At 62.7% G+C, this 21,876-nt stretch carries 24 protein-coding genes; 11 read left to right on the plus strand and 13 right to left on the minus strand.

What is annotated here, in order from left to right; all coding sequences use genetic code 11:
- The first annotated feature begins 493 nt into the window (after window positions 1–493).
- A complete protein-coding gene (gene pbpG, locus NCS02_RS05410) occupies window positions 494–1,678 on the plus strand; it encodes a D-alanyl-D-alanine endopeptidase (protein WP_033537204.1) in 1,185 nt (394 codons plus the stop codon).
- Between the two features lie 77 nt (window positions 1,679–1,755).
- On the opposite strand, the gene NCS02_RS05415 is transcribed toward pbpG, so the two are convergent.
- Entirely contained in the window at window positions 1,756–2,565 is an 810-nt protein-coding gene (locus NCS02_RS05415; protein ID WP_008350464.1) for an IclR family transcriptional regulator, read from the minus strand.
- Between the two features lie 190 nt (window positions 2,566–2,755).
- Between NCS02_RS05415 and NCS02_RS05420 the strand changes: the two genes are divergently transcribed.
- Complete coding sequence (locus tag NCS02_RS05420; RefSeq protein ID WP_034472139.1) at window positions 2,756–3,490, plus strand: (Fe-S)-binding protein; 735 nt, start codon at window positions 2,756–2,758, stop codon at window positions 3,488–3,490.
- 13 nt (window positions 3,491–3,503) lie between these two features.
- On the plus strand, window positions 3,504–4,916 hold the full coding sequence (locus tag NCS02_RS05425) for a lactate utilization protein B (RefSeq protein ID WP_250519361.1): 1,413 nt from the start codon (window positions 3,504–3,506) through the stop codon (window positions 4,914–4,916).
- Between the two features lie 55 nt (window positions 4,917–4,971).
- Here NCS02_RS05425 and NCS02_RS05430 read toward each other — a convergent pair whose 3' ends face one another.
- Complete coding sequence (locus tag NCS02_RS05430) at window positions 4,972–5,502, minus strand: hypothetical protein (RefSeq protein ID WP_008350459.1); 531 nt, start codon at window positions 5,500–5,502, stop codon at window positions 4,972–4,974.
- Between the two features lie 272 nt (window positions 5,503–5,774).
- Between NCS02_RS05430 and NCS02_RS05435 the strand changes: the two genes are divergently transcribed.
- Complete coding sequence (locus NCS02_RS05435) at window positions 5,775–5,993, plus strand: hypothetical protein (protein WP_008350456.1); 219 nt, start codon at window positions 5,775–5,777, stop codon at window positions 5,991–5,993.
- Window positions 5,994–6,068: 75 nt separating this feature from the next.
- Here the strand turns inward: NCS02_RS05435 and NCS02_RS05440 are convergent, their stop codons facing one another.
- Entirely contained in the window at window positions 6,069–7,268 is a 1,200-nt protein-coding gene (locus NCS02_RS05440) for an amino acid aminotransferase (protein ID WP_008350454.1), read from the minus strand.
- 332 nt (window positions 7,269–7,600) lie between these two features.
- Here NCS02_RS05440 and uvrB point away from each other — a divergent pair, with 332 nt between their 5' ends.
- The 6 genes from uvrB to NCS02_RS05470 all read left to right on the plus strand — a co-directional run bounded on the left by uvrB (window position 7,601) and on the right by NCS02_RS05470 (window position 13,711).
- Entirely contained in the window at window positions 7,601–9,697 is a 2,097-nt protein-coding gene (gene uvrB, locus NCS02_RS05445) for an excinuclease ABC subunit UvrB (protein WP_250522908.1), read from the plus strand.
- Window positions 9,698–9,998: 301 nt separating this feature from the next.
- Window positions 9,999–10,544: an iron transporter gene (locus tag NCS02_RS05450; RefSeq protein WP_008350449.1), complete on the plus strand. Its 546-nt coding sequence runs from the start codon at window positions 9,999–10,001 to the stop codon at window positions 10,542–10,544.
- Between the two features lie 88 nt (window positions 10,545–10,632).
- The gene (locus NCS02_RS05455; RefSeq protein WP_372492535.1) at window positions 10,633–10,941 is read left to right on the plus strand and encodes a cupredoxin domain-containing protein; all 309 of its coding nucleotides are present in this window, start codon (window positions 10,633–10,635) and stop codon (window positions 10,939–10,941) included.
- Window positions 10,942–11,007: 66 nt separating this feature from the next.
- Window positions 11,008–11,859 (plus strand): FTR1 family iron permease, encoded by an 852-nt coding sequence (locus tag NCS02_RS05460; protein ID WP_008350446.1) that lies wholly within the window; start codon window positions 11,008–11,010, stop codon window positions 11,857–11,859.
- Window positions 11,856–13,259 carry a 4Fe-4S binding protein gene (locus NCS02_RS05465; RefSeq protein ID WP_250522909.1) on the plus strand — a complete coding sequence of 468 codons (1,404 nt, stop codon included), beginning with the start codon at window positions 11,856–11,858 and terminating at the stop codon, window positions 13,257–13,259. Before NCS02_RS05460 ends, NCS02_RS05465 begins: the two co-directional genes overlap by 4 nt.
- A 38-nt stretch (window positions 13,260–13,297) precedes the next feature.
- Entirely contained in the window at window positions 13,298–13,711 is a 414-nt protein-coding gene (locus NCS02_RS05470; RefSeq protein WP_008350442.1) for a GlcG/HbpS family heme-binding protein, read from the plus strand.
- Window positions 13,712–13,970: 259 nt separating this feature from the next.
- On the opposite strand, the gene hemP is transcribed toward NCS02_RS05470, so the two are convergent.
- From hemP to NCS02_RS05490, 4 genes are all read right to left on the minus strand, one after another.
- Complete coding sequence (gene hemP, locus NCS02_RS05475; RefSeq protein WP_008350441.1) at window positions 13,971–14,219, minus strand: hemin uptake protein HemP; 249 nt, start codon at window positions 14,217–14,219, stop codon at window positions 13,971–13,973.
- Window positions 14,220–14,367: 148 nt separating this feature from the next.
- Entirely contained in the window at window positions 14,368–14,856 is a 489-nt protein-coding gene (locus tag NCS02_RS05480) for an SRPBCC family protein (RefSeq protein ID WP_250519362.1), read from the minus strand.
- A gap of 40 nt (window positions 14,857–14,896) precedes the next feature.
- The gene (locus NCS02_RS05485) at window positions 14,897–15,295 is read right to left on the minus strand and encodes an OsmC family protein (RefSeq protein ID WP_034472128.1); all 399 of its coding nucleotides are present in this window, start codon (window positions 15,293–15,295) and stop codon (window positions 14,897–14,899) included.
- 128 nt (window positions 15,296–15,423) lie between these two features.
- Complete coding sequence (locus NCS02_RS05490) at window positions 15,424–16,296, minus strand: pirin family protein (RefSeq protein ID WP_008350438.1); 873 nt, start codon at window positions 16,294–16,296, stop codon at window positions 15,424–15,426.
- A 172-nt stretch (window positions 16,297–16,468) separates the two neighbouring features.
- Here NCS02_RS05490 and NCS02_RS05495 point away from each other — a divergent pair, with 172 nt between their 5' ends.
- Window positions 16,469–17,431: a LysR family transcriptional regulator gene (locus NCS02_RS05495; protein WP_008350437.1), complete on the plus strand. Its 963-nt coding sequence runs from the start codon at window positions 16,469–16,471 to the stop codon at window positions 17,429–17,431.
- Between the two features lie 338 nt (window positions 17,432–17,769).
- Here the strand turns inward: NCS02_RS05495 and NCS02_RS05500 are convergent, their stop codons facing one another.
- From NCS02_RS05500 to bfr, 6 genes are all read right to left on the minus strand, one after another.
- Window positions 17,770–18,192, minus strand: a complete 423-nt coding sequence (locus NCS02_RS05500; protein WP_008350436.1) for an ExbD/TolR family protein — start codon at window positions 18,190–18,192, stop codon at window positions 17,770–17,772.
- Between the two features lie 18 nt (window positions 18,193–18,210).
- Window positions 18,211–18,957, minus strand: coding sequence for a MotA/TolQ/ExbB proton channel family protein (locus tag NCS02_RS05505; protein WP_250519363.1), 747 nt, complete (start codon window positions 18,955–18,957; stop codon window positions 18,211–18,213).
- A 32-nt stretch (window positions 18,958–18,989) separates the two neighbouring features.
- Window positions 18,990–19,721: an energy transducer TonB gene (locus tag NCS02_RS05510; protein ID WP_008350434.1), complete on the minus strand. Its 732-nt coding sequence runs from the start codon at window positions 19,719–19,721 to the stop codon at window positions 18,990–18,992.
- A 320-nt stretch (window positions 19,722–20,041) separates the two neighbouring features.
- Entirely contained in the window at window positions 20,042–20,278 is a 237-nt protein-coding gene (locus NCS02_RS05515) for a (2Fe-2S)-binding protein (RefSeq protein WP_008350432.1), read from the minus strand.
- A 175-nt stretch (window positions 20,279–20,453) separates the two neighbouring features.
- Complete coding sequence (gene murI, locus NCS02_RS05520; protein ID WP_250519364.1) at window positions 20,454–21,335, minus strand: glutamate racemase; 882 nt, start codon at window positions 21,333–21,335, stop codon at window positions 20,454–20,456.
- Window positions 21,336–21,339: 4 nt separating this feature from the next.
- Window positions 21,340–21,816 (minus strand): bacterioferritin, encoded by a 477-nt coding sequence (gene bfr, locus NCS02_RS05525; RefSeq protein ID WP_014190999.1) that lies wholly within the window; start codon window positions 21,814–21,816, stop codon window positions 21,340–21,342.
- Window positions 21,817–21,876: the final 60 nt, after the last annotated feature.

Genomic DNA, 21,876 nt, shown 5'->3' on the forward strand with positions numbered 1-21,876 from the left:
TGTTCGACACGATCAAAGCACGGCTCGATGAAACTTTGATGTTCCGGCGACGCGGACAGCGCGGCTTCTGCGGCGATGCGGAAGCGAGATATTTCTGAAGGTCGTCTTATTTTTAGGATGTCGCCGTACACCAAATTGTTGAAGAAACGTTAACATTTCGGCTGTCCGAGCTGTCTCGTGATCGTCTGTGCCCTCCGTTGGTGCTGACTCCCGTTCGTATCTCTGCGTTTTGTCTGATTCGATCCTCACGTTTCACTAAAGTCGTGGAAAGTTTTGCCGATAGTGCGTTTGTCGCGGTGTAGCAAAGCGCATTTTGGGCAGCACTATTTCGCCGGGCCGATCGTTTTTTCCGATCGAGGCGGTTTTTTGTTCAGCAATACGCAATCACGGCTTACAACTCGGTTTAACGAGTGCCGATAAGTGCTTAATATTGCTTAAATTTCGTAGCTTCACTACACTTGGCGGTACCCTCCAGCCGCCCAACAGAACACTAATGAAAACCGAAATGTTTTCGTCGTTGAAGGTGGTGCATGGCGTGGCAGTGCGCTCGGCATTGTCCATCGCCGTCTCCATCGCAGTAGCGACGTCCTTCGCAGCGGCTCCGGCTGAAGCCCTCGCGAAGACCGCCACCCAAACCAAAACCGCAAAGAAATCCACCGCCAAGGCTGAAAAGCCCGCGCGCGTCGCCAAGACCACGCTGAAAGCGCCGAAGCCCGCGAAAGCGGCGAAAGTCGCCGCGGCCGATGACGACGATGACGCGCCGCGCGCATCGCGTAAGCGTCGCGCGTCGTATCGCATGGAAGCGCATTCGCGACGCGCCGCGGTGCACGCGGTTGCGTTCCAGCCGCGCGCGACGTCGGTTGGTCAGGCGTTCGGGCTGCACGATACCCCCGACAGCCTCGCGCTGCGTTCGAGCGTGGCTTACGTCGTCGACCAGAACACGTCCGAGACGCTCTTCGACAAGAACTCGCGCGCCGTCGTGCCGATCGCATCGATCACGAAGCTGATGACCGCGATGGTCGTGCTCGATTCGCACATGCCGCTGACCGATGAAATCACCGTCACCGACGAAGACCGCGACTACGAGAAGTTCACGGGTTCGCGCCTCGCGGTCGGATCTCAACTGAATCGCGAAGACATGCTGCACATCGCGCTGATGGCGTCGGAAAATCGCGCGGCGGCGGCACTCTCGCGCTATTACCCGGGCGGCCGTCCGGCGTTCATCGCCGCGATGAACGCGAAGGCCAAGTCGCTCGGCATGGTCGACACGCACTTCGAGAATTCCACGGGACTCACGAGCCAGAACGTGTCGAGCGCGCGCGACCTCGTGAAGATGGTCAACGCGGCGTATCAATATCCGCTGATCCGCAAGTTCTCGACCGACCGCAGCTACGACGTCTTCACCGGCAAGCGCAATCTCGCCTACAACAGCACGAACGCGCTGATCCGCAATGCGTCGTGGGACATCGGCTTGCAGAAGACGGGCTTCATCAACGAAGCGGGCGAGTGCCTCGTGATGCAGGCAACCGTCAACGGCCGTCCGGTCGTCATCGTGCTGCTCGATTCGTACGGCAAGTATTCGCGCTTCGCCGACGCGGGCCGTCTGCGTTCGTATCTCGACACGCTCGGCGAGCCGCATATCATGAGCGCGGACATGGGCAGCGGCGCAAATCCTTGAGCGCCTGATCTTCGCTGATGCAAAAGCAAACGGGATTCGTCGAAAGACGAATCCCGTTTTGACATGCGGCGAAGAAATCAGCGATGCGCGTGTTGTTGCGCGTCGGAAGCTGCCTCTTCCGGGTGATATCCCAGCGATTGCGAGATCTCGAGCGCCGTGTGGCTCAATTGTTTCAGCCAGGCGTCCTGCAGACGATCGGCGGGCGCGGACAGCGACAAGCCGGCGACGAGGCGTCCCGTATCGTCGTAAATGCCCGCCGCGATACAGCGCACGCCGAGTTCGAGTTCCTCGTTGTCGCGCGCGCACGCCTGCTGGCGCACCAGCGACAGTTCGCGCTCGAGTTTCGAGAGATCGGTGATGCTGTTCTGCGTGTGGCCGGAGAGACCGGTTCGCATCGCATACGCGCGTACGCGCGCGGCTTCGTCGGCGGCGAGAAACAGCTTTCCGACCGACGTCAGATGCAACGGCGCGCGGCCGCCGATCGCACGCACGACCTGCATGCCCGAGCGCTCCGAGTACGCGCGCTCGATATAGACGATCTCGTCGCCTTGCCGCACGGAAAGATTGACGGTCTGCCCGGTCTGCCGATGCAACTCGCGCATCGGCGGCATCGCGGCTTCACGCACCGAAAGACGCGCCTTGACGAGATTGCCGAGCTCCAGCAAGCGCATGCCGAGGCGATACGTGCCGGGGTCCGACCGGTCCACGAGCCGGCATAGCACCATGTCGTTCAGAATGCGATGCGCCGTGGATGGGTGCAGATCGGTGCTCTGGGCGAGTTCTTTCAGGCTGACGGGGTCAGTGTGATCGGCGAGGGCGTCGAGAAGACGCATCATGCGCTCGATCACCTGAATGGAGGTTTTGGATTCCGGGTTCGTATCGCTCATCGTGAAAAATCGGTTGATGCGTCAAACAGCGGAATGGGGATTGTATCTCATAATGTGAAAAAAGCGAACGCTTCGCCAAAACAATGCGCTCTCAGATGACGTCGATGGCCAGCGAGAAGCCCGTCGCGCGGGACTTATCAAGGATAATCGGCGCTGCGTTCACATCACTCCACAAACAGGAAACGCCCCAATGCGAGTCGGATTATTCGTGACATGTCTCATCGACATGATGCGCCCGGAAATCGGCTTCTCGGTCATCAAGCTGATCGAGCAGGCGGGTTTCGAAGTCGTCGTGCCGCCGTCGCAGACCTGTTGCGGCCAGCCTGCCTACAACTCGGGCGATCGGCCGCTCGCCCGCGATCTCGCCGAAAAAACGCTGCGCGAATTCGAGCAGTTCGACTATGTCGTGGTGCCGTCCGGTTCGTGCGGCGGCATGATCCGCGCGCACTACGGCGATCTCTTTCGCGACGATCCGCAATTGATGAGCCGCTTCGCGCGCCTTCAGCCTCGCGTGTTCGAACTGACCGATTTTCTCGTGAACGTCGCGAAGGCGCGCATGGAGCCGGGCGTGTTCGACGGCATGGTGACGTATCACGATTCCTGCTCGGGTCTGCGCGAACTCGGCGTGAAATCGCAGCCACGCGAGCTGCTCGCCCAGGCAGGCGTGCCCGTGACCGAGATGGCCGGATGCGAGCATTGCTGCGGCTTCGGCGGCACCTTCGCGGTGAAGTACGGCGACATTTCGACGGCGATCGTCGATGAGAAATGCGCGAACATCAAGGCGAGCGGCGCGGATACCGTCGTGCTCGGCGACCTCGGCTGCATGCTGAACATCGAAGGGCGCCTGCGCCGCACCGGCGATACGTCGACGCGCGTGCTGCATATCGCGCAAGTGCTCGCGGGCGACGCGGCGCGTCGCGCCTGAAGGAGACAAACGGATGCAAGTCCAGACGATGCACTTCAAGGCGCGCGCGGGAAGCAAGCTTGCCGACGAGCGCCTGCAGCAGAATCTCGCCAAGCTCTCGACCAAGTTCGTCAGCGCGCGTGCGAGCGCGGTGCGCGACATCGACTTCGAGGCAACGCGCGCCGCGTTGAAGGAGCGCCGCAATCGCGCGCTCGAGAATCTCGACGTGTGGCTCGAAACCTTCGAGCGCGAGGCGACGCGTCGCGGCGCGACCGTGCTTTACGCCGAAACGACGCAGGCCGCGGCGAAGCTCGTCGCGGACATCGCGCGCAAACACGATGTGAAGAAGGTCATCAAGACCAAGTCGATGGTCTCGGAAGAGATGCAGCTGAATCGCGTGCTCGGCGAGATGGGCGTGCAGTCGATCGAGACCGATCTCGGCGAATACATCCTGCAGATCAACGACAACGAGCCGCCGAGCCATATCATCGCGCCGGTCGTGCATAAGGATAAGGAGCAGATCGCGGATCTCTTCGCGAAGACGCACAACAAGCCACGCCTCACCGACATCCCGGAGATGACGCGCGAGGCGCGGGAAGTGTTGCGGCCGCATTTCATGTCGGCGGACATGGGCGTGACGGGCGGCAATTTCCTGATCGCGGAGACGGGGTCGGTGGCGGTCGTCACGAACGAGGGCAACGAAGGCATGTGCACCGTGATGCCCCGCGTGCATGTCGTGGTGACGGGCATCGAAAAAGTGCTGCCGACGCTCGAAGATCTCGCGACCGCGATGCGCCTCCTGCCGCGCTCGGCGACCGGCCAGACGATCTCGAATTACTTTTCGCTCTTGACCGGACCGCGCTCGGCCGACGAGACGGACGGGCCCGATCATATGTACTTCGTGCTCGTCGATGGCGGCCGCACCGGGCTTATCGGCGGCGAGTTTCAGGAGATGCTGCGCTGTATCCGCTGCGGCGCGTGCATGAATCATTGCCCGGTCTATCAGAAGATCGGCGGACATGCGTATGGATGGGTGTATCCGGGACCGATGGGCTCGGTGCTGACGCCGGCTTATGTCGGCATCGACAAGGCGCTCGATCTGCCGCAAGCCGCAACGCTTTGCGGCGAGTGCAACAGTGTTTGTCCGGTCGGCATTCCGTTGTCGGATCTGCTGCGCAAGCTACGCGAGAAGCAGATGGAGCGTCGGCTGCGTCCGTGGAACGAGCGCGCCGCGCTCGCGGCGTGGGGCTATCTCGCGAAGCGGCCGCTCGCCTATGCCCTTTTCACGAAGCTCGCGGTGCGCGTGCTCGAACGCATCGGCGGCAACAAGAAGACGATTTCACGACTGCCGTTCGGCGCCGGATGGACCGACACGCGCGACATGCCCGCGCCAGTCGGGCGCACATTCCGAGAGCTGTACAAGGCGCAGCATTCGCATCTCGGATAAAACAAGGCCGCGCCGGATCTTTCGATCGGGCGCGGCCTTCGTCGTCGAAGCGCTTTTATCCGCCGTACCGTCCCAGGAAGCCGCGCGAATTGCCGCCCTGCGAATTGCCCCCACCGCCATTCGCGGATGGTGGCGGGGCGCGATTCGGTCCCGGCGGCCGACCGCCCACGGACTGAGGCGCCGGCGAGTTGCCTGCTTGCGGGGGCTGCGCTGCCGGAGGACGGCCGCCGCCTGCTTGCGGTGGCGGACCGTTCGGATGTCCGCCGCCCGCCTGCGGAGGCGGGCCGCCCGGACCCCGGTCGCGCGGCGGATGCCCGCCGCGCCATCCGCCCGGCGGCGGACGACGCCAGCCGGGACCATCGTCCCAATATCGGTTAGGCGGACCGTAGTAAATCGGGCCCGGCCCGGAGTAGTAACCGCCGCCTACGACGACGCCCGGCGGCGGGCCACCGTAGTATCCGTAGCCCGGGTCGTCGTAGACAGCAGGGTAGCCGCCGCCATAGGCCGACGCATCGGGATACGCCGCGCAACCACCGAGAAGTGCGGCAGACGAAGCAAGCAAGACACCAGCGACTGCGGATTTCATGATCGTGGGAAATTCTGTAGAACCATTACTGAATAAGACATCATCGGCGCGTGGATGTCGCGAACAACTTTGTAAGCCTTTATGACGGCAAGCTGTCATAAAGGCGCGAGCGGGCGCGACGTTCATCAAAACGGCTTGTTGTCCCGGGCGCAACAATCCTTTGCTTTTCAACGGCTTTTTAAGGTCGGGACAAGTCCGTAAAATTCGAAATGTCCATCAGTGGGTTCCCTTGATCCGATGCCCGCTGCGACATATCGACCAAAGGCAGTCCCATGAGAAAGACAATATCGACCTACTGGCCCGTCGCCATCCTGCTTCCGATCGCGCTCGCGTTCTGCATGCACGCCGGCGAGGGCAGCGGCGCGGCAATGCGCCATGAAGAAACCAGCGTGGCGGGCGTGAGCGCAGAACTGGCGCGCGCGATTTCGCTCGGCTTCGTCGACGACGAAGACGCACAACCCGCTGCCGTCTCGGCGGAAAAGACGCTTTGATTCGCCGGTTTTCGACGCACACAAAAAATGGCGCCCGCAAAGGGCGCCATTTTCATTTGGACGCGGCCGAACTGCTCACTTGAGCACGGCGGCGACCGCGTTCGCGACGGCGTCGAGGTTGCGCGTGTTCAGCGCGGCCACGCAGATGCGGCCCGTGCTCACGGCGTAGATGCCGAATTCTTCACGCAGACGATCGACTTGCGCAGCCGTCAGACCCGAGTACGAGAACATGCCGCGCTGCTTGTTGACGAACGAGAAGTCCCGATCGACGCCGCTCGCCTTCAGTCGCTCGACGAGACCGTTGCGCATTGCGCGGATACGATCGCGCATTTCGCCCAGCTCCTGCTCCCAGGTCGCGCGCAGTTCCGGCGACGCCAGCACGGCCGCGACGATCGAGCCGCCGTGCGTCGGCGGGTTCGAATAGTTCGTGCGGATCACGCGCTTCAGTTGCGAGAGCACGCGTGCCGATTCTTCCTTGCTCGTCGTGATGATCGACAGTGCGCCGACGCGCTCGCCGTACAGCGAGAACGACTTCGAGAACGACGACGACACGAACACGTTCAGTTCCGATGCCGCGAAGAGACGCACGGCGGCGGAGTCCGCGTCGATGTTCTCCGCGAAGCCTTGATACGCCATATCGAGGAACGGCACGAGGTTCTTCGCCTTCACGACTTCGACGATCTGCTTCCACTGCTCGTCCGACAGATCGACGCCCGTCGGGTTATGGCAGCACGCGTGCAGCACGACGACGGTGCCCGCCGCGTAGCTGTTCAGCGCGGCGAGCATGCCGTCGAAGTTCACGCCGTGCGTGGAGGCTTCGTAGTACGGGTAGTGGACCACTTCGAAACCGGCGCCTTCGAAGAGCGCGCGATGGTTTTCCCAGCTCGGATCGCTGATCGCGACGACCGCGTTCGGGTTCAGGCGCTTCAAAAAGTCCGCGCCGATCTTGAGCGCGCCCGTGCCGCCAAGCGCCTGCGCCGTCACGACGCGGCCCGCGGCGATCAGCGGCGAATCGTTGCCGAGGAGCAGCTTCTGCACGGCGGCGTCGTAGGCGGCGATGCCGTCGATCGGCAGATAACCGCGCGGCAGCGCGGCATCGACGCGCGCTTTCTCGGCTTCGCGCACGGCGCGCAGGAGCGGAATCTTGCCTTCTTCGTTCGTGTACACACCGACGCCCAGATTGACTTTGGTCGTGCGCGTATCGGCGTTGAAGGCTTCGTTGAGGCCCAGGATCGGGTCGCGGGGAGCGAGTTCGACGGCAGAGAAAAGAGACATGATCTATCGGCAGTGGAGGAAAGACGTGCGGCGGGGAAGCGTGGCGACGACGGCATCATGCCGTCGAGCCCAGTCGCACATTGTAGCGAATCCGGCGCGGCTTTTCGGCCGAATATGGCGCGAATGCGCGTGCTTTTTGGCCCTTAATTCCGCGAACACGCCAAAAGCGCGCGATAAAAAAGGGCGTGAGCCGGTGCGCTTGAGATCGGCGAACCATGCCCAATCTGATGGAGACTACGCTTCCACATCCCGGTCACGTCCAGGCGAGCGCGCGCATCGCGTACGACGCTAGAATGATTGTTTGCCTCAGGCGCTGACTTTCTCGATTTCTCATGTCCGACACTCTCATCGCATCCCCGGAAGAACTGGACGAATCGAAGTTCGTCACGTTCGAAGGCTCGCCGTTTCAGTTGTATCAGCCGTATCCGCCCGCGGGCGATCAGCCCGATGCCATCGCGAAGCTCGTCGAAGGCGTCGAGGACGGTCTCTCGTTTCAGACGCTGCTCGGCGTGACCGGCTCGGGCAAGACCTTCACGATGGCGAACGTCATCGCGCGGCTCGGCCGTCCGGCGATCGTCTTCGCGCCGAACAAGACGCTCGCCGCGCAGCTCTACGCGGAATTCCGCGAGTTCTTTCCGCGCAACGCCGTCGAGTATTTCGTCTCGTACTACGACTATTACCAGCCGGAAGCGTACGTGCCGCAGCGCGATCTCTTCATCGAGAAGGACTCGTCGATCAACGAGCACATCGAGCAGATGCGGCTTTCGGCCACGAAAAGCCTGCTCGAACGGCGCGACGTGGTGATCGTCGCGACGGTGTCCGCGATTTACGGTATCGGCAATCCGTCCGAATATCACAAGATGATTCTCACGCTGCGCACGGGCGACAAGCTCGGCCAGCGCGACGTCATCGCGCGCCTGATCGCGATGCAGTACACGCGCAACGAAGCCGATTTCCAGCGCGGTTCGTTTCGCGTGCGCGGCGACACCATCGATATCTTTCCGGCCGAGCACGCGGAAATGGCGGTGCGCGTCGAGCTATTCGACGACGAAATCGAATCGATGATGCTCTTCGATCCGCTCACCGGACGCGTGCGCAACAAGATTCCGCGCTTCACCGTGTACCCGTCGTCGCATTACGTGACGCCGCGCGACACCGTCATGCGCGCGATCGAAACCATCAAGCTCGAATTGCGCGAGCGGCTCGAATTCTTCCACAGCGAGGGCAAGCTCGTCGAAGCACAGCGGCTGGAGCAGCGCACGCGCTTCGATCTGGAAATGCTGCAGGAGCTCGGTTTCTGCAAGGGCATCGAGAACTACTCGCGGCACTTCTCGGGCGCGGCGCCTGGCGAGCCGCCGCCGACGCTCGTCGACTATCTGCCGCCCGATGCGCTGATGTTGCTCGACGAGTCGCACGTATTGATCGGCCAGTTGAACGGCATGTACAACGGCGACCGCGCGCGCAAGGAAAATCTCGTCGACTACGGTTTCCGGATGCCGTCCGCGCTCGATAACCGGCCGCTCAAGTTCAACGAGTTCGAGCGCAAGATGCGCCAGGCGATCTTCGTTTCCGCGACGCCCGCCGACTACGAGCAGCAGAAGGCAGGGCAGGTGGCCGAGCAGCTCGTGCGGCCGACGGGTCTCGTCGATCCGGAAATCGAAGTGCGTCCGGCGCGCTCGCAGGTCGACGACGTGCTCTCGGAAATCAACGCGCGCGTGGCGGTGCAGGAGCGCGTGCTCGTCACGACGCTGACCAAGCGCATGGCCGAGCAGCTGACCGAGTTTCTCGCCGATCACGGCGTGAAGGTGCGTTATCTGCACAGCGATATCGACACGGTCGAGCGCGTGGAAATCATCCGCGATCTGCGGCTCGGCACATTCGACGTGCTCGTCGGCATCAACTTGCTGCGCGAGGGTCTCGATATTCCCGAAGTCTCGCTCGTCGCGATTCTCGACGCCGACAAAGAAGGCTTCCTGCGCGCCGAGCGCTCGCTGATCCAGACCATCGGGCGCGCGGCGCGTAATGTGAACGGCAAGGCGATTCTCTACGCCGACAACATGACCGACTCGATGAAGCGCGCCATCGGCGAAACCGAGCGGCGCCGCGCCAAGCAGATGGCGCACAACGAGAAGATGGGCATCACGCCGCGCGGGGTGGAGAAGCGCATCAAGGACATCATCGATGGCGTCTACAACGCCGACGACGCCCGCGCCGAGCTGAAGGAAGCGCAGGCGCGCGCGAAGTTCGAAGACATGTCCGAGAAGCAGATCGCGAAGGAAATCAAGCGCCTCGAGAAGCAGATGATGGATCACGCCAAGAATCTCGAATTCGAAAAAGCGGCGCAGACCCGCGACCAATTGGCGCTCCTGCGGCAGCGCGTGTTCGGGGCGAACGTGGGCGATCACGGGAGCGGAATCGGCGGCAAGTAAGCATATGTAAGTGATTTTCAAGGCTTAATTCGAAAGGCGCGGCGAATCGGACGGTTCGCCGCGCCTTTTTTATGCCCGCCGCGATCGTGCGAGTCGGCGAAAAGCCTTACTGCGCCTAGGTCTGTAAGCTCGCTCAAATTGTTGCGGGAATCGAACGATGCTAAACTGACGAACATTGAGAATGGTTCGTATTAACGTTCACAGAGTTGTGCTAACGCCGCCGACCGAGCGGCGCTCCGGTATCTCAGTGGCAAGGCTCGCGTGGCACGCGTGCCAATCGATAACAACAAGGAGTTTTCTGATGGGTTCAACGTTGATGCGCGGCCTTGTCGCCGCCGCAGGTCTCACGGCGATGATGGCAGCGTCGGCAGCCGAATATCCGATCGGCAAGCAGCACATCGAGGCGGGCATGGAAACGGGCGCCGTGTATCTGCAGCCGATCACGATGTCGCCGGAAGGCATGATGCGCAAGGCGTCGGATTCGGATATCCACCTGGAGGCGGATATCCACGCGGTCAAGAACAACCCGACCGGATTCGCCGAAGGCGACTGGATGCCGTATCTGCAAGTCACGTATGAACTCACGAAGGTCGGCACGACGCAGACCATCAAGGGCGACCTGATGCCGATGGTCGCGAGCGACGGCCCGCACTACGGCGACAACGTCAAGCTCTTCGGGCCGGGCAAGTATCACCTGAAGCTGCATATTTCGCCGCCGTCGCAGGAAGGCCACATGGCGTTCGGCCGTCACACCGACAAGGAAACGGGCGTCGGTCCGTGGTTCAAGCCGTTCACGATCGAGTACGACTTCCCGTTCGCGGGCATCGGAAAGAAGGGCGGTTACTGATCGTCCGTGGCGCCCGGCATCCCGGACCGGGCGCATTCACTCTCAGGAAGTACGCATGAAGCTGAAAAATCAGGTGGCCGCGCTCGCGATGTCCGCGTTTGCCTTTGCCGGGATGAACATGGCGCACGCCGCCGACCTGCCGACGTTCAAGCTCGAAATGAACGACGGCAAGCTCAATCCGGCGCGCATCGAAGTGCCGGCGGGGCAGCGCATCAAGATCGAAGTGCATAACGTCGGCAAGGGCGCCGCCGAGTTCGAAAGCGTGCAGTTGCGCAAGGAAAAAGTGCTCGCGCCGGGGGCGGATTCGTTCGTGGTGATCGCACCGCTGGATCCGGGTGAATACAAGTTCTTCGACGATTTTCATCAGTCCGCGCAAGGCGTGATCGTCGCGAAGTAACGGAATGTGCCGCGCGATGTTCGCACCGCGCGCGGCCGCTTGAAGTGAAATTGCTGGAGGTCGGGTATGGGGCAGGTACTTTTCATCGTGTGGCGAGAGAGCGTCGAGGCGTTGCTCGTCGTCGGCATTCTCTACGCGTGGCTGAAGAACGGCGATCATCAGGCGCGCCGGGGCCTGCCTTATCTGTGGGCCGGCGTCGTCATCGGCCTGCTCGCGGCGGTGGCGCTGGGCGCCGCGCTCATCGGCTTCACGGAAGTGCTGTCGGGCGATGCGCAGGATTACTTCCAGACCGCGATGGTGCTGATCGCCTGCGTGCTGATCGTGCAGATGGTCCTGTGGATGAAGCGCCACGGACGCACGCTCAAGCGCGACATGGAAACATCGCTGCAAAAGAGCACGCAGGACGGGCACTGGTGGGGTATCGCGGTGCTCGTCGCGCTGGCGATCGCGCGCGAAGGCAGCGAGACCGCCGTGTTTCTCTACGGCGTCGGCTTCGGTCAGTCGGGGCACGTCGACGCGTCGCAGTACATCGCGATCATTCTCGGCTTCGGTCTCGCGCTGCTGACGTTCTATATCCTGCAGCTCGGCGGCAAGATCTTCTCGTGGCGCTCGTTCTTTCGCGTCACCGAAATCATGCTGCTGTTCCTGGCGGCCGGCCTCTTCGAAACGGGCGTCGACAAGCTGATCGACATGGAAGTGCTGCCGGTCATCGTCAATCAGGTGTGGAACACGTCGTGGCTGCTCGATGATTCGAGTACGTTCGGATCGCTCGTTGCTACGCTCACCGGTTATCGCGCGCATCCCGCGGGCATGAATCTCGTCGCGTATGCGGTGTACTGGGTCGTCATCTATCTTCTGCTGCGCCGTTCGAACACCCAGATGGCGCAAAAACAAAAGGCGGCAAGCCGTCCAGCATGAGTTCCGTAATGCGTAGACCGGGCCGGCTTCAACAAGCCGGCCAATGGATGCAACGTCACGGCAGCACGATCCGCATGATTCAGTGGGTCGTCGTTGCCGTGTATGCATTTCTGATCATCGTTCCCGCCGTGATGCCGCTGCCGGACGGCGCCGCGCATCTGTGGAACAATCTCACGCTCGCCGCGCAGTTCGTGTTCTGGGGCATCTGGTGGCCATTCGTGCTGCTGTCGATGGTCATGCTCGGGCGCGTCTGGTGCGGCGTGTTGTGTCCCGAAGGCGCGCTGTCGGAGTTCGCGAGCAAGTTCGGCCGCGGCTGGGCGATTCCGCGCTGGATGCGCTGGGGCGGCTGGCCCTTCGTCGCATTCGGGCTCACGACGATCTACGGGCAGATGGTCAGCGTCTATCAGTATCCGAAGGCGGTGCTGCTCGTGCTCGGCGGCTCGACCGTCGGCGCGATGATCATCGGCGTGCTGTATGGCCGCGAGAAGCGCGTGTGGTGCAAGTATCTGTGCCCGGTCAACGGCGTGTTCTCGCTGCTCGCGCGCCTCGCGCCGTTTCACTACAAGGTCGACGAAGAAGCGTGGCGCCGTTCGTACACGAAGGGCGAGCACGGCCATCGCGTGATTCCGATCAACTGCGCGCCGCTCGTCCCGCTGCGCAACATGAAGGGCGCACAGGACTGCCACATGTGTGGCCGATGCAGCGGCCATCGCGACGCCATCGCGCTCACGTGGCGCTCGCCGTCCGAGGAAGTCGTGAAGCTCGGCGACAAGGCCGCGAATCCGTGGGACACCGCGCTCATTCTGTACGGCCTGCTCGGCATCGCGATCGGCGCGTTCCACTGGACCGTGAGCACCTGGTTCGTCGATCTGAAGCAATTTCTCGCCGCCTGGCTGATCGATCACGACATCCTCTGGCCGCTCGACACCAACGCGCCGTGGTTCCTGTTCACGCATTACCCGGAACAGAACGACGTCTTCTCGTGGCTCGACGGCACCATGGTCATCGGCTATATCGTCGCGACTGGGCTCGTGTACGGCACGGCGCTGCTCGGGCTGCTCGCCATCGGCACGCGCATGCTCGGCAAGATGAACGCGACGCGCCTGCATCACCTGACGCTCGCCCTGATCCCGATTGCGGGCGTCGGCGTGTTCCTGGGCCTGTCCGCGACGACGGTATCGCTGCTGCGCGCCGAGCATCTGCCGTTGTGGTGGGTGCCGGGTCTGCGGCTCGGCTTGCTCGCGGCCGCGAATCTCTGGAGTGCGTGGCTTGCGTGGCGCGTGACGGGGCGCCATGCATCGTCACTTGTTCCGCGCCTTCTTGCGATGGTATGGTTTGTCGCTGCGCTGGCCGTTGCGGACAGCGCGTGGTACCTGATGTTCTGGGGCTTCAGCCGATAAACCGTCCACGCCGTCAAGCGCGGCAACGAGAGCGAGAAGTGAGAACCAAACCCGTACTGACCGACGAAGACGTCAAGGCGATGGCCGCGGCCGCCGAGACACATGCGAGAGAGCACAACTGGAACGTGACGATTGCGATCGTCGACGATGGCGGACATCTGCTGCATCTGCATCGTCTCGACGGCGCAGGCGCGAGCACCGCCGAAATGGCGACGGGCAAGGCGCGCACCGCCGTGCTCGGCCGTCGCGAAACCAAGGTCTACGAAGACACCATCAAGCAGGGCCGCACGGCGTTCCTCTCCGCGCCGATGACCGCAATGCTCGAAGGCGGCGTGCCGATCTTCGTGGGCACGGACATCGTCGGTGCCGTCGGCGTGTCGGGCGTGAAATCGGATCAGGATGCGCAGATCGCGAAGGCGGGCATCGCGGCGCTCGGCATCGAGAACGTCTGAAGCATTCGCGCAATAAAAATGGCACGTCCTCGTAACGAAGACGTGCCATTCTGTTTTCGGATGCAGCGCTCGTCGGCATGCATCGTGACCCAAGCAGGAACCAAAAAAAGCGGCTTCGCTTGCTATCGACGACTGGCTGGTGTTTGCACGAAGGGGTCTAATTTCTCGCGTGCAAGTCGTCCTCGCTGGCTAAGGCCAAACACCTCTTGGCGAGGTGGTCCCCACAATACCCGGTACTACGGCTGTTCTTGCCTGCGCGTCATTTCGTCAGGATCAGTTTGCCCAAACGCGTCGCACGCAACTGGTACGTCTCTCCGTTATGCACGATGCTCACGTGACTGCGTCCCTGCAGCAGCGCGTCGCTTTTCAGCGATCGCTCGCCGGTGCTGTCCCCCGCGTGCGCGACGTGAACCGTGGTCACGGTCGTCGCTTTCGGGCGTGTGATCGCGGCGTCGCGGACAGCCGGGCGGCGCAGCCTGAGCGTGGAGGATCGCGGCGTATCGGTCATGTCGGAAAATGTGCGTTCGTTGATTCGATGGGTCTATAGTAAATGATAACTATTCCTATTTGCAACTAGACTTTCCGATTGAAGCGCCTCTTTCGATAGCCAGTCTCGATGCGGCCGCGAAACATTCGCCACCGCATCCGTTAGAGGCTCAATGCAGCGGACTCTCGTCCCTGCGGCCGTGCGCGAACTGGCGAATGAGCCGCACGGTGTCGATGTCCGACTCGCGGTACGCCGACTTCACGATTTCCTGCGTCTGACGCTCATCGGGCGTGGCGTTTTCGTTCTCGGGCAGCGTCGTGGCGTAAGTGAAGCGCAGGAAGAGCTGGACCGCATCGGGCTGCTCGATCGCCATCGTGAGCGAGCCGCCGACGTAATCGGCGGTCGGCAGAATGTCGTAGCGCACGCTGGAGCCGGGCGTGAGCGTCACGCGGTCGCGGACGGTCGCCTGGCCGTAGTGGAGTTCGCGTTCCATCGTGTCGCCATCGCGCGCGAGGATGTCGCAGCTATCCAGGCCGATCACGAATAGTTGCGGCTGCTCGGCGCGCAGGACGAGGCCTTCCCAGAGCTGCTCGCGCGTCAGCGATTCGAGAAGCGGATTGAGCGGATCGTTGATCTGGATCAGGTGTTCGAAGTTCAAGACGACGTTTCCCTTGGACGTTCGTGGTGCCCGCGATGCGTCACTGCGGCGCGAGTCCGGATTCGATGCGAATCGCGCCGGACAGGACCTTGTGCATCGGGCACGCATTGGCAATTTGCAAGAGCCGTTCCCGCTGCTCATCGGACAGCGCGCCCGTGAGCGCGATGCGCCGGTCGATGTTCGTGCCGTCGGCGGTGCTCGTCATCGACAACTCGACGTGTACGCCTTCGAGCGGCCACTCCTTGCGCTTCGCGTACATCTTCAACGTGATCGACGTGCATGCGCCGAGGCTCGCGAGCAGTAGCGACGCGGGTTCCGGTCCGGTATCGCCGCCGCCGATGCCCGCCGGCTCGTCCGCGACCCACGAATGCGTCCCGTCGCCGAGACGGACCTGATAGTCGATGTTGCCGATGCTGGCGGTCACGGAAGGTCCGGCCATGCGTGCTCCTGGTTGAAGTTGAGACTGCAAGATTGACGACAAAGGCGAAACGGCGCGGCAAGAACGGTCATTGTGACGCAATGTGTCCGTTCGTGCCGCACCGTTTCGCGGTTTTCGCTGTGACCAGATCAATGCGCGATGGCGCCCATCCGGCCCGCCTGATAGTCGATCACGGCCTGGCGGATCTCGTCCTCGGTGTTCATCACGAACGGGCCGTAGCGCACGACCGGCTCCTTCAGCGGCACGCCGCCGATCAGCAGCAGCTCGACGGGCTCATCGCCGGCGGCGAGCGCGATCGTATCGCTGTCGTCGCGGAAAATCACCATCTGCTGCGCGCGCACCGGCTGGCTTTGCGGACCGTACAGCGCGGTGCCCGACAGCGGATAGGCGAACACACGGTAATCGCGCGGCACGGCGAGTTCGATCTTCGCGCCTGGCTTGAGCGAAAAGTGCTGATACAGAATCGGCGTGCGCGTCTCGATCGCGGCCTTCACGCCGAGCGCCTCGCCCGCGATGACCTTCACGCTGACCTTGCCGTCCTCGCTCGTCGCGACGGGAATCTGCACGGACGGAATCTCCTGATAGTGCGGCGCGATCATCTTGTCGCGCTGCGGCAGGTTGACCCAAAGCTGCAGGCCGTGCACGCGGCCGCCGCGTTGCGTGAATTCCTCGGCGGGCATCTCGCTATGCACGACGCCCGCGCCCGCGGTCATCCATTGCACGTCGCCGGGACGCAGCGTGCCGGAATGCCCGGCCGAATCCTTGTGACCGAACTCGCCTTCGAGCATGTACGTGACGGTTTCGAAGCCGCGATGCGGATGGTCCGGCGCGCCTTTAGCCTCGCCGGGTGCGTAGTCGGCTGGGCCCATCTCGTCGAGGAGGAGGAACGGATCGAAATCCATCAGAAGACGGGTCGGGAAAGGGCGATGCACGACGAATCCGCCGCCTTCGACAGTGCGGGTCGCCGGAATGATGCGTTCGATGCTGCGGCTGGTGGACATTATTGCCTCGCGTCGGGAATACGGAAAAGAGGGGAATAGCGATAAATTTGAAACACAGAGCTATTATATGGGCCGCATTTCGCGGTAAAAGCCGTCGCGGCGCAATGGATTGTCCCGCTGGGGATAACGAACCGCGTCGATCTTCATCTCTTCCAAGTCCACCGGGCGACTCATGAAAGCCGACTCGCATGACCTGAACGATCTGATGTACTTCTCGCACGTCGTCGAGCACGGCGGGTTTTCCGCCGCCGAGCGCGTGCTCGGCATCTCGAAGTCGCGGCTGTCGCGGCGCGTGTCGGAGCTGGAAGCGTCGCTCGGCGTGCGTCTGTTGCAGCGCTCGACGCGCAAGCTCGCGCTGACCGAGGCCGGGCAGCTTTTCTATCAGCATTGTCAGGCGATGCTCGCCGAGGCACAGGCGGCCGTCAACGTCGTGCAAAGCCTGCGCGATTCGCCGCGCGGCACGGTGCGCGTGAGCGTTCCGGTCACGATCGCGCAGACGTTCCTGTCCGCCGTGATGCCGGATTTCATGCACCGCTATCCGGAAGTGCGCGTCGTCATGCGCGTGACGAACCGTGTCGTCGATCTGTTCGAGGATGCCGTCGATGTCGCGCTGCGCGTGCGCTCGGAGCCGCCCGCGAGCTCGAACGTCGTCGCGCGCCCGCTGTGGCGCACGGAGCAGATGCTGGTCGCGGCGCCATCGCTGCTGAAGTCGAATGCGCCGCCGATGACACCCGCCGAACTCGCCCAGTACGACACGATCGACACGCCGTCGGCGGACGGCCGCCACGTCTACCGCCTGATCGCGCCGGACGGCACGCGCCATGAGTTCGAGCACGAGCCGCGCCTCGTCACGGCCGATCTGTCGATGATCCGCGAGGCCGTCATGCGCGGCGTCGGCATCGCGGCGCTGCCCGAGATGATGTACGGCGCGCCGCTGCGCTCCGGGCAGCTATCGCCGGTGATGCCCGGCTGGACGTTTCCGTCGCCGCAACTCTACGCGGTGTTTTTGTCGCGTCAGGGCATGGTCCCGGCCGTCCGCGCATTCGTCGATTTTCTCGTCGAGTCGATCGGTAGCGGCCAGCGCTTTCCGGGAGAATGTCCTGTTCACGAACAGCCGGAACGGGAAACAGTTTGACCGCATCGGCGTTTGTCATTGGTTTATGGCATTGAAGCGCGCGCTTGCGATGGACAGATTCAATTGATCGTCACAATTTGTGGCGGTATATTGAAGCCTCCTTCGCTAAGGAGCTCCTTATGCGAAAACTGACGGCTGCTCTGATAGTTAGCCTGATAGGGTTGATTGCACTGTCCGTGTCGACCACGGCTGCTGCATGCGACGGAACTTCCGGTTCTGGCTATTCGAACCCAAAGTGACCGCCTCACCCGAATGCGCCGAGCGCGCACGAAAAAAGGCCTTCATCCGACGATGAAGGCCTTTTACTTTGTGCGCCCGGAAGAGGGCGCGTCGAGCTGTTACTTGCCGCTCTTCGGCTCGGTGACGAAACCGATCTTCGTCAATCCGCCTGCCTGCGCCGCCGACATCAGATCGGCGACCTTTTCGTACGCCACCTGACGATCGGCGCGCAGATGAATCTCCGGCTGCGGGTTCTGCTGCGCCGCCTGCGCGATGCGCGCGTTGAGCGCCGCTTCGTCGATCGGCTGATCGTCCCAGAGCGTGGTGCCGTCAGCCTTGATCGCGATGTTCACGTGCGCGGGCTTTTCGTCCTGCGGCTGGCTGCTCGCGTGCGGCAGGTCGATCTTGACCGCGTGATGCATGGCCGGAATCGTGACGAGGAAGATGATCAGCAGAACCAGCATGACGTCGACGAGCGGCGTCATGTTGATCTCGCTCATCATGCCGTCGTCTTCGTCTCCGGCGAAAGGGCTCATGGCCATGATGCGGACCTCCCCGGCTTACGACGCGCGCGTCGCGAGACGCAGCTTGTCCGACGCGGCGTTCGTCGCGCGCTTGGTCGACGAAAGCTTCGAGCCCGTGACGAAGAACGCGTGCAGGCCGTGCGCGAAGCGGTTCAGCTTCGTGACGATGCCCTTGTTCGCGCGGGTGAGCGCGTTATAGCCGAGCACGGCGGGAATCGCGACGAACAGGCCGAACGCCGTCATGATGAGCGATTCGCCGACCGGACCGGCGACCTGATCGATCGACGTCTGTCCCGTCGCGCCGATGGTCAAGAGCGCGTGATAGATGCCCCAGACCGTACCGAAGAGGCCGACGAACGGCGACGTGGAACCGATCGACGCGAGGATCGCGAGGCCCGCCTGCATGCGGCCGACGCCTTCGTCCATGACGTCTTTCAGGCAGCGCGTGATCCAGTCGGACACGTCCATGCGGTCGTGCAGATGCGGCTGCGTCTGATGATGATGGTCGGCGGCTTCCTGGCCGGCGAGCGCGAGCGCGAGAAACGGGTTGTCCGCCGGGCTCGACGACTGGCTGCCGAGCTTCTTGATGCCGTCGTTGAAGTCGTCGGAGTGCCAGAACGCCTGTTCGGCGTTCTTGGTGAGGCGCTTCAGGCGCACGACGTTCCACGCCTTCACGACGATCACCGTCCACGAAAGCACCGACATGATGACGAGCGCGAGCGCGATGCCCCGCGTCACGAAGTCGCCTTGCGCCCAGACGTGCGCAATCCCGTAATTTTCCATTTCTGTTTCCTTCCTTGTATCTAAATAAACGATCAGTCGTTCAGACTGAAAACGAATGGCACCGTGGCGCTAGCACGAATCGCTTCGCCATTTTCCTTGTAAGGGCTGCACGCGCTGCCGCGCACCGCGTCGAGCGCCGCTTCATCGAGGCGCGACGAGCCGCTGCTCTTTTGCAGCGTGACGTTTTCGATCTTGCCCGACAGGCCTACCGTCAGACGGATGACGGCCGTGCCCGTTTCGCCGCGGCGCTTGGACATCGCCGGATAGTCGGGCTGCGCGATGTTGCAACTCAGGTGCGCGACGTTCTTCGGCGCGGCGAGATCCATGCTCGGCCTGCCGATCGCGGGCGCGGCCGGCGGCGGCGCAGGCTGAGCCGGAGCGGGCGGCGTGGGTTCCGGCGCGGGCGCGGCGATCTGCGAAGGCGCTTCCGTGACCGGCATCGGCGTCGGCTTCGGCTCGACTTTCGGTTTCACCTTCGGCTTGGGCTGCGGCTTCGGAACGGGCTGCGGCACCGGCTTGGGCGGCGGCGGCGTTTCGACGGCGACCGGCTGCGGCGCGGGCTGCGGTGTCTCGCTGATCAGTTGCGCGGTGATGGATTTGGCTTCGATCGGGCGGGGCGGCGGCTCGTTCTTCATCGTCAGCGCGACGCCCAGCAACGCAGCGTGAATGGCGACGACGGCGACGCACGCCGCGATCACGCGCGGATTCGCATTTGCTGTCGGCGCGGTCTGGAATGCGGCGGGAGAAGTGGTCGGGGACTGCATCGTTATTGGCTGCTTGTGATGCTGCGTGAATGCTTGCTGATAACGCTGCCTTCGAGTTCGCTGTCCAACGAGCGCACAGGCACGGTGCGGAAGAAACCAGACGACGTCATTTTCGGAAAATCAGCAGGGAGATGAACAGGGTAGTCACGAAACCAATCAGCAATTCCATCTTTCCCTCCAGGGGTAAGGGTTGCGCGGCTGGCTGAAAGTGACCGGAAATACGAAGGTAACCTGGCTTGCTGGAGGCGATAAAACGACTGGGCGGCGCATCCGGAGCATCGGCGTCGCCGGTTGAGCGCGGCGACGCCGCGCGAATTGCTTCAGGCAGCCTGGCGCTCGTAGAACGTCAGCGGCGCAACGTGCTCGCGCTGCTGAACGCCGCATCGCGACGCGCAGACGCCGCTTTGTGCCATTACGTCGCGAACGCTTTCTTCACACTTGCCGCAGCACAGCGCGACGCCGAGTTCGAACTGCAGTTCATCAAAGGAGTCCACCCCTTCGGCGATGGCGCTTCGAATCTTTCGGTCGGACACTGATTTGCAGACGCAGACAATCATGATCGTTCGCAATAGTTAGCGTTAATGCGAATTATTATCATTCGGTATTGGCGCCTTTGCAAGCGCAGGACCGTGTTTTTTGTAACAGAGGGCGAAAGTTAGCGGGTTTATTGCTAGGAGCCTTGTCTGACGGGGCAAAGCGCGCGATGGAACTGCCAACGCGCGTGAGAAACCCTCAGACGATGTCGGGTTCGGCGAGGCGCGTTCGGCGCGAGGGGATGTCGACGTGCTCGACTTTGGCATCGAGCTGAAGGAGCGCGGCGGCGAGTTGACGCTGCGATTCGCCGTCGGCGGTGGAGCAGAAGCGCGGCATATCGTCGGACGGCGCGCCGAGATTTTTGAGCGCGTGCGCGTCGAGCAGACGATCGAGCTGCCGCGCGATGGCGACGCTCGTGTCGACGATCTGCAGCCGCTCGCCCGCGATGTCGCGGATTGCGCGATCAAGAAAAGGGTAGTGCGTGCAGCCGAGCACGAGCGTGTCGGCGCCGGCATCGAGCATCGGCGCGATATAGCGTTCGAGCAGCGCCATCAGCGCGGGCGACGAGGTGTCGCAGCGCTCGACAGCCTGCACCAGCCCATGTCCCGCCTGACAGATGAAGCGGCAGTCGCCGGCGTAGCGGTCGAGCAGCGACTGAAAGCGCGCAGAGCGCAGCGTGACGGCGGTCGCCAGCACCCCGACCACGCGCGACTTCGAGACCGCCGCCGCCGGCTTCACGCCCGGTTCCACGCCGACGAGCGGAATCGGCAGACGCTCGCGCACGAGCGCGATCGACTGCGCGGTGGCCGTGTTGCACGCGACGACGAGCGCCTTCGCGCCCTGACTGACGAGCCACTCGCCGATTGCCATCGTGCGGTCGACGATGAAATCGTCGTCGCGTTCGCCGTAGGGCGCATGCAGTGAATCGGCGACGTAGATCAGACGCTCGTGCGGCAGGATCGCGCGCACGGCGCGCAGCACCGACAATCCGCCGAGGCCGGAATCGAAAATGCCGACCGGCGCGCTCGCGTCAGACGCGGCACGCTCGTTCGGCATCGGGAAGGGCGCTACGCGGGACATCCGATTATTCGTGATCGCCCATCATGGTCTGCTGGTAATTCTGGATGCCGACCTTGTCGATCAGATCCAGCTGCGTTTCCAGCCAGTCGATGTGCTCTTCGGTGTCGTGCAGGATCTTTTCGAAGATTTCGCGCGAGACGAAATCACGCACCGACTCGCAATACGCGATGGCTTCCTTGCAGGTCGACTGGGAAATCTGCTCGAGCTTCAGGTCACATTCGAGGATTTCCTTGGTCTCTTCGCCGATCAGCAGCTTGTGCAGGTCTTGCAGGTTCGGCAGGCCGTCGAGCATGAACACGCGCTGAATGAGCCAGTCGGCGTGCTTCATCTCACCGATGGATTCGTCGTATTCGTGCTTGTTGAGCTTTTCGAGGCCCCAGTGCTGGTACATCCGCGCGTGCAGGAAGTATTGGTTGATCGCGGTCAGTTCGTTTTTCAACTGCGCGTTCAGAAATTCGATGACTTTCGCGTCGCCTTGCATGATTTTGTTTCCTGTTCGTAACGTGGGGCTGTTGGAAAGATAAACCTTGAGTGTGCCGAT

This window comes from Caballeronia sp. NCF2 (genome assembly GCF_023631205.1).
GTDB classification, from domain to species: Bacteria; Pseudomonadota; Gammaproteobacteria; order Burkholderiales; family Burkholderiaceae; genus Caballeronia; species Caballeronia zhejiangensis.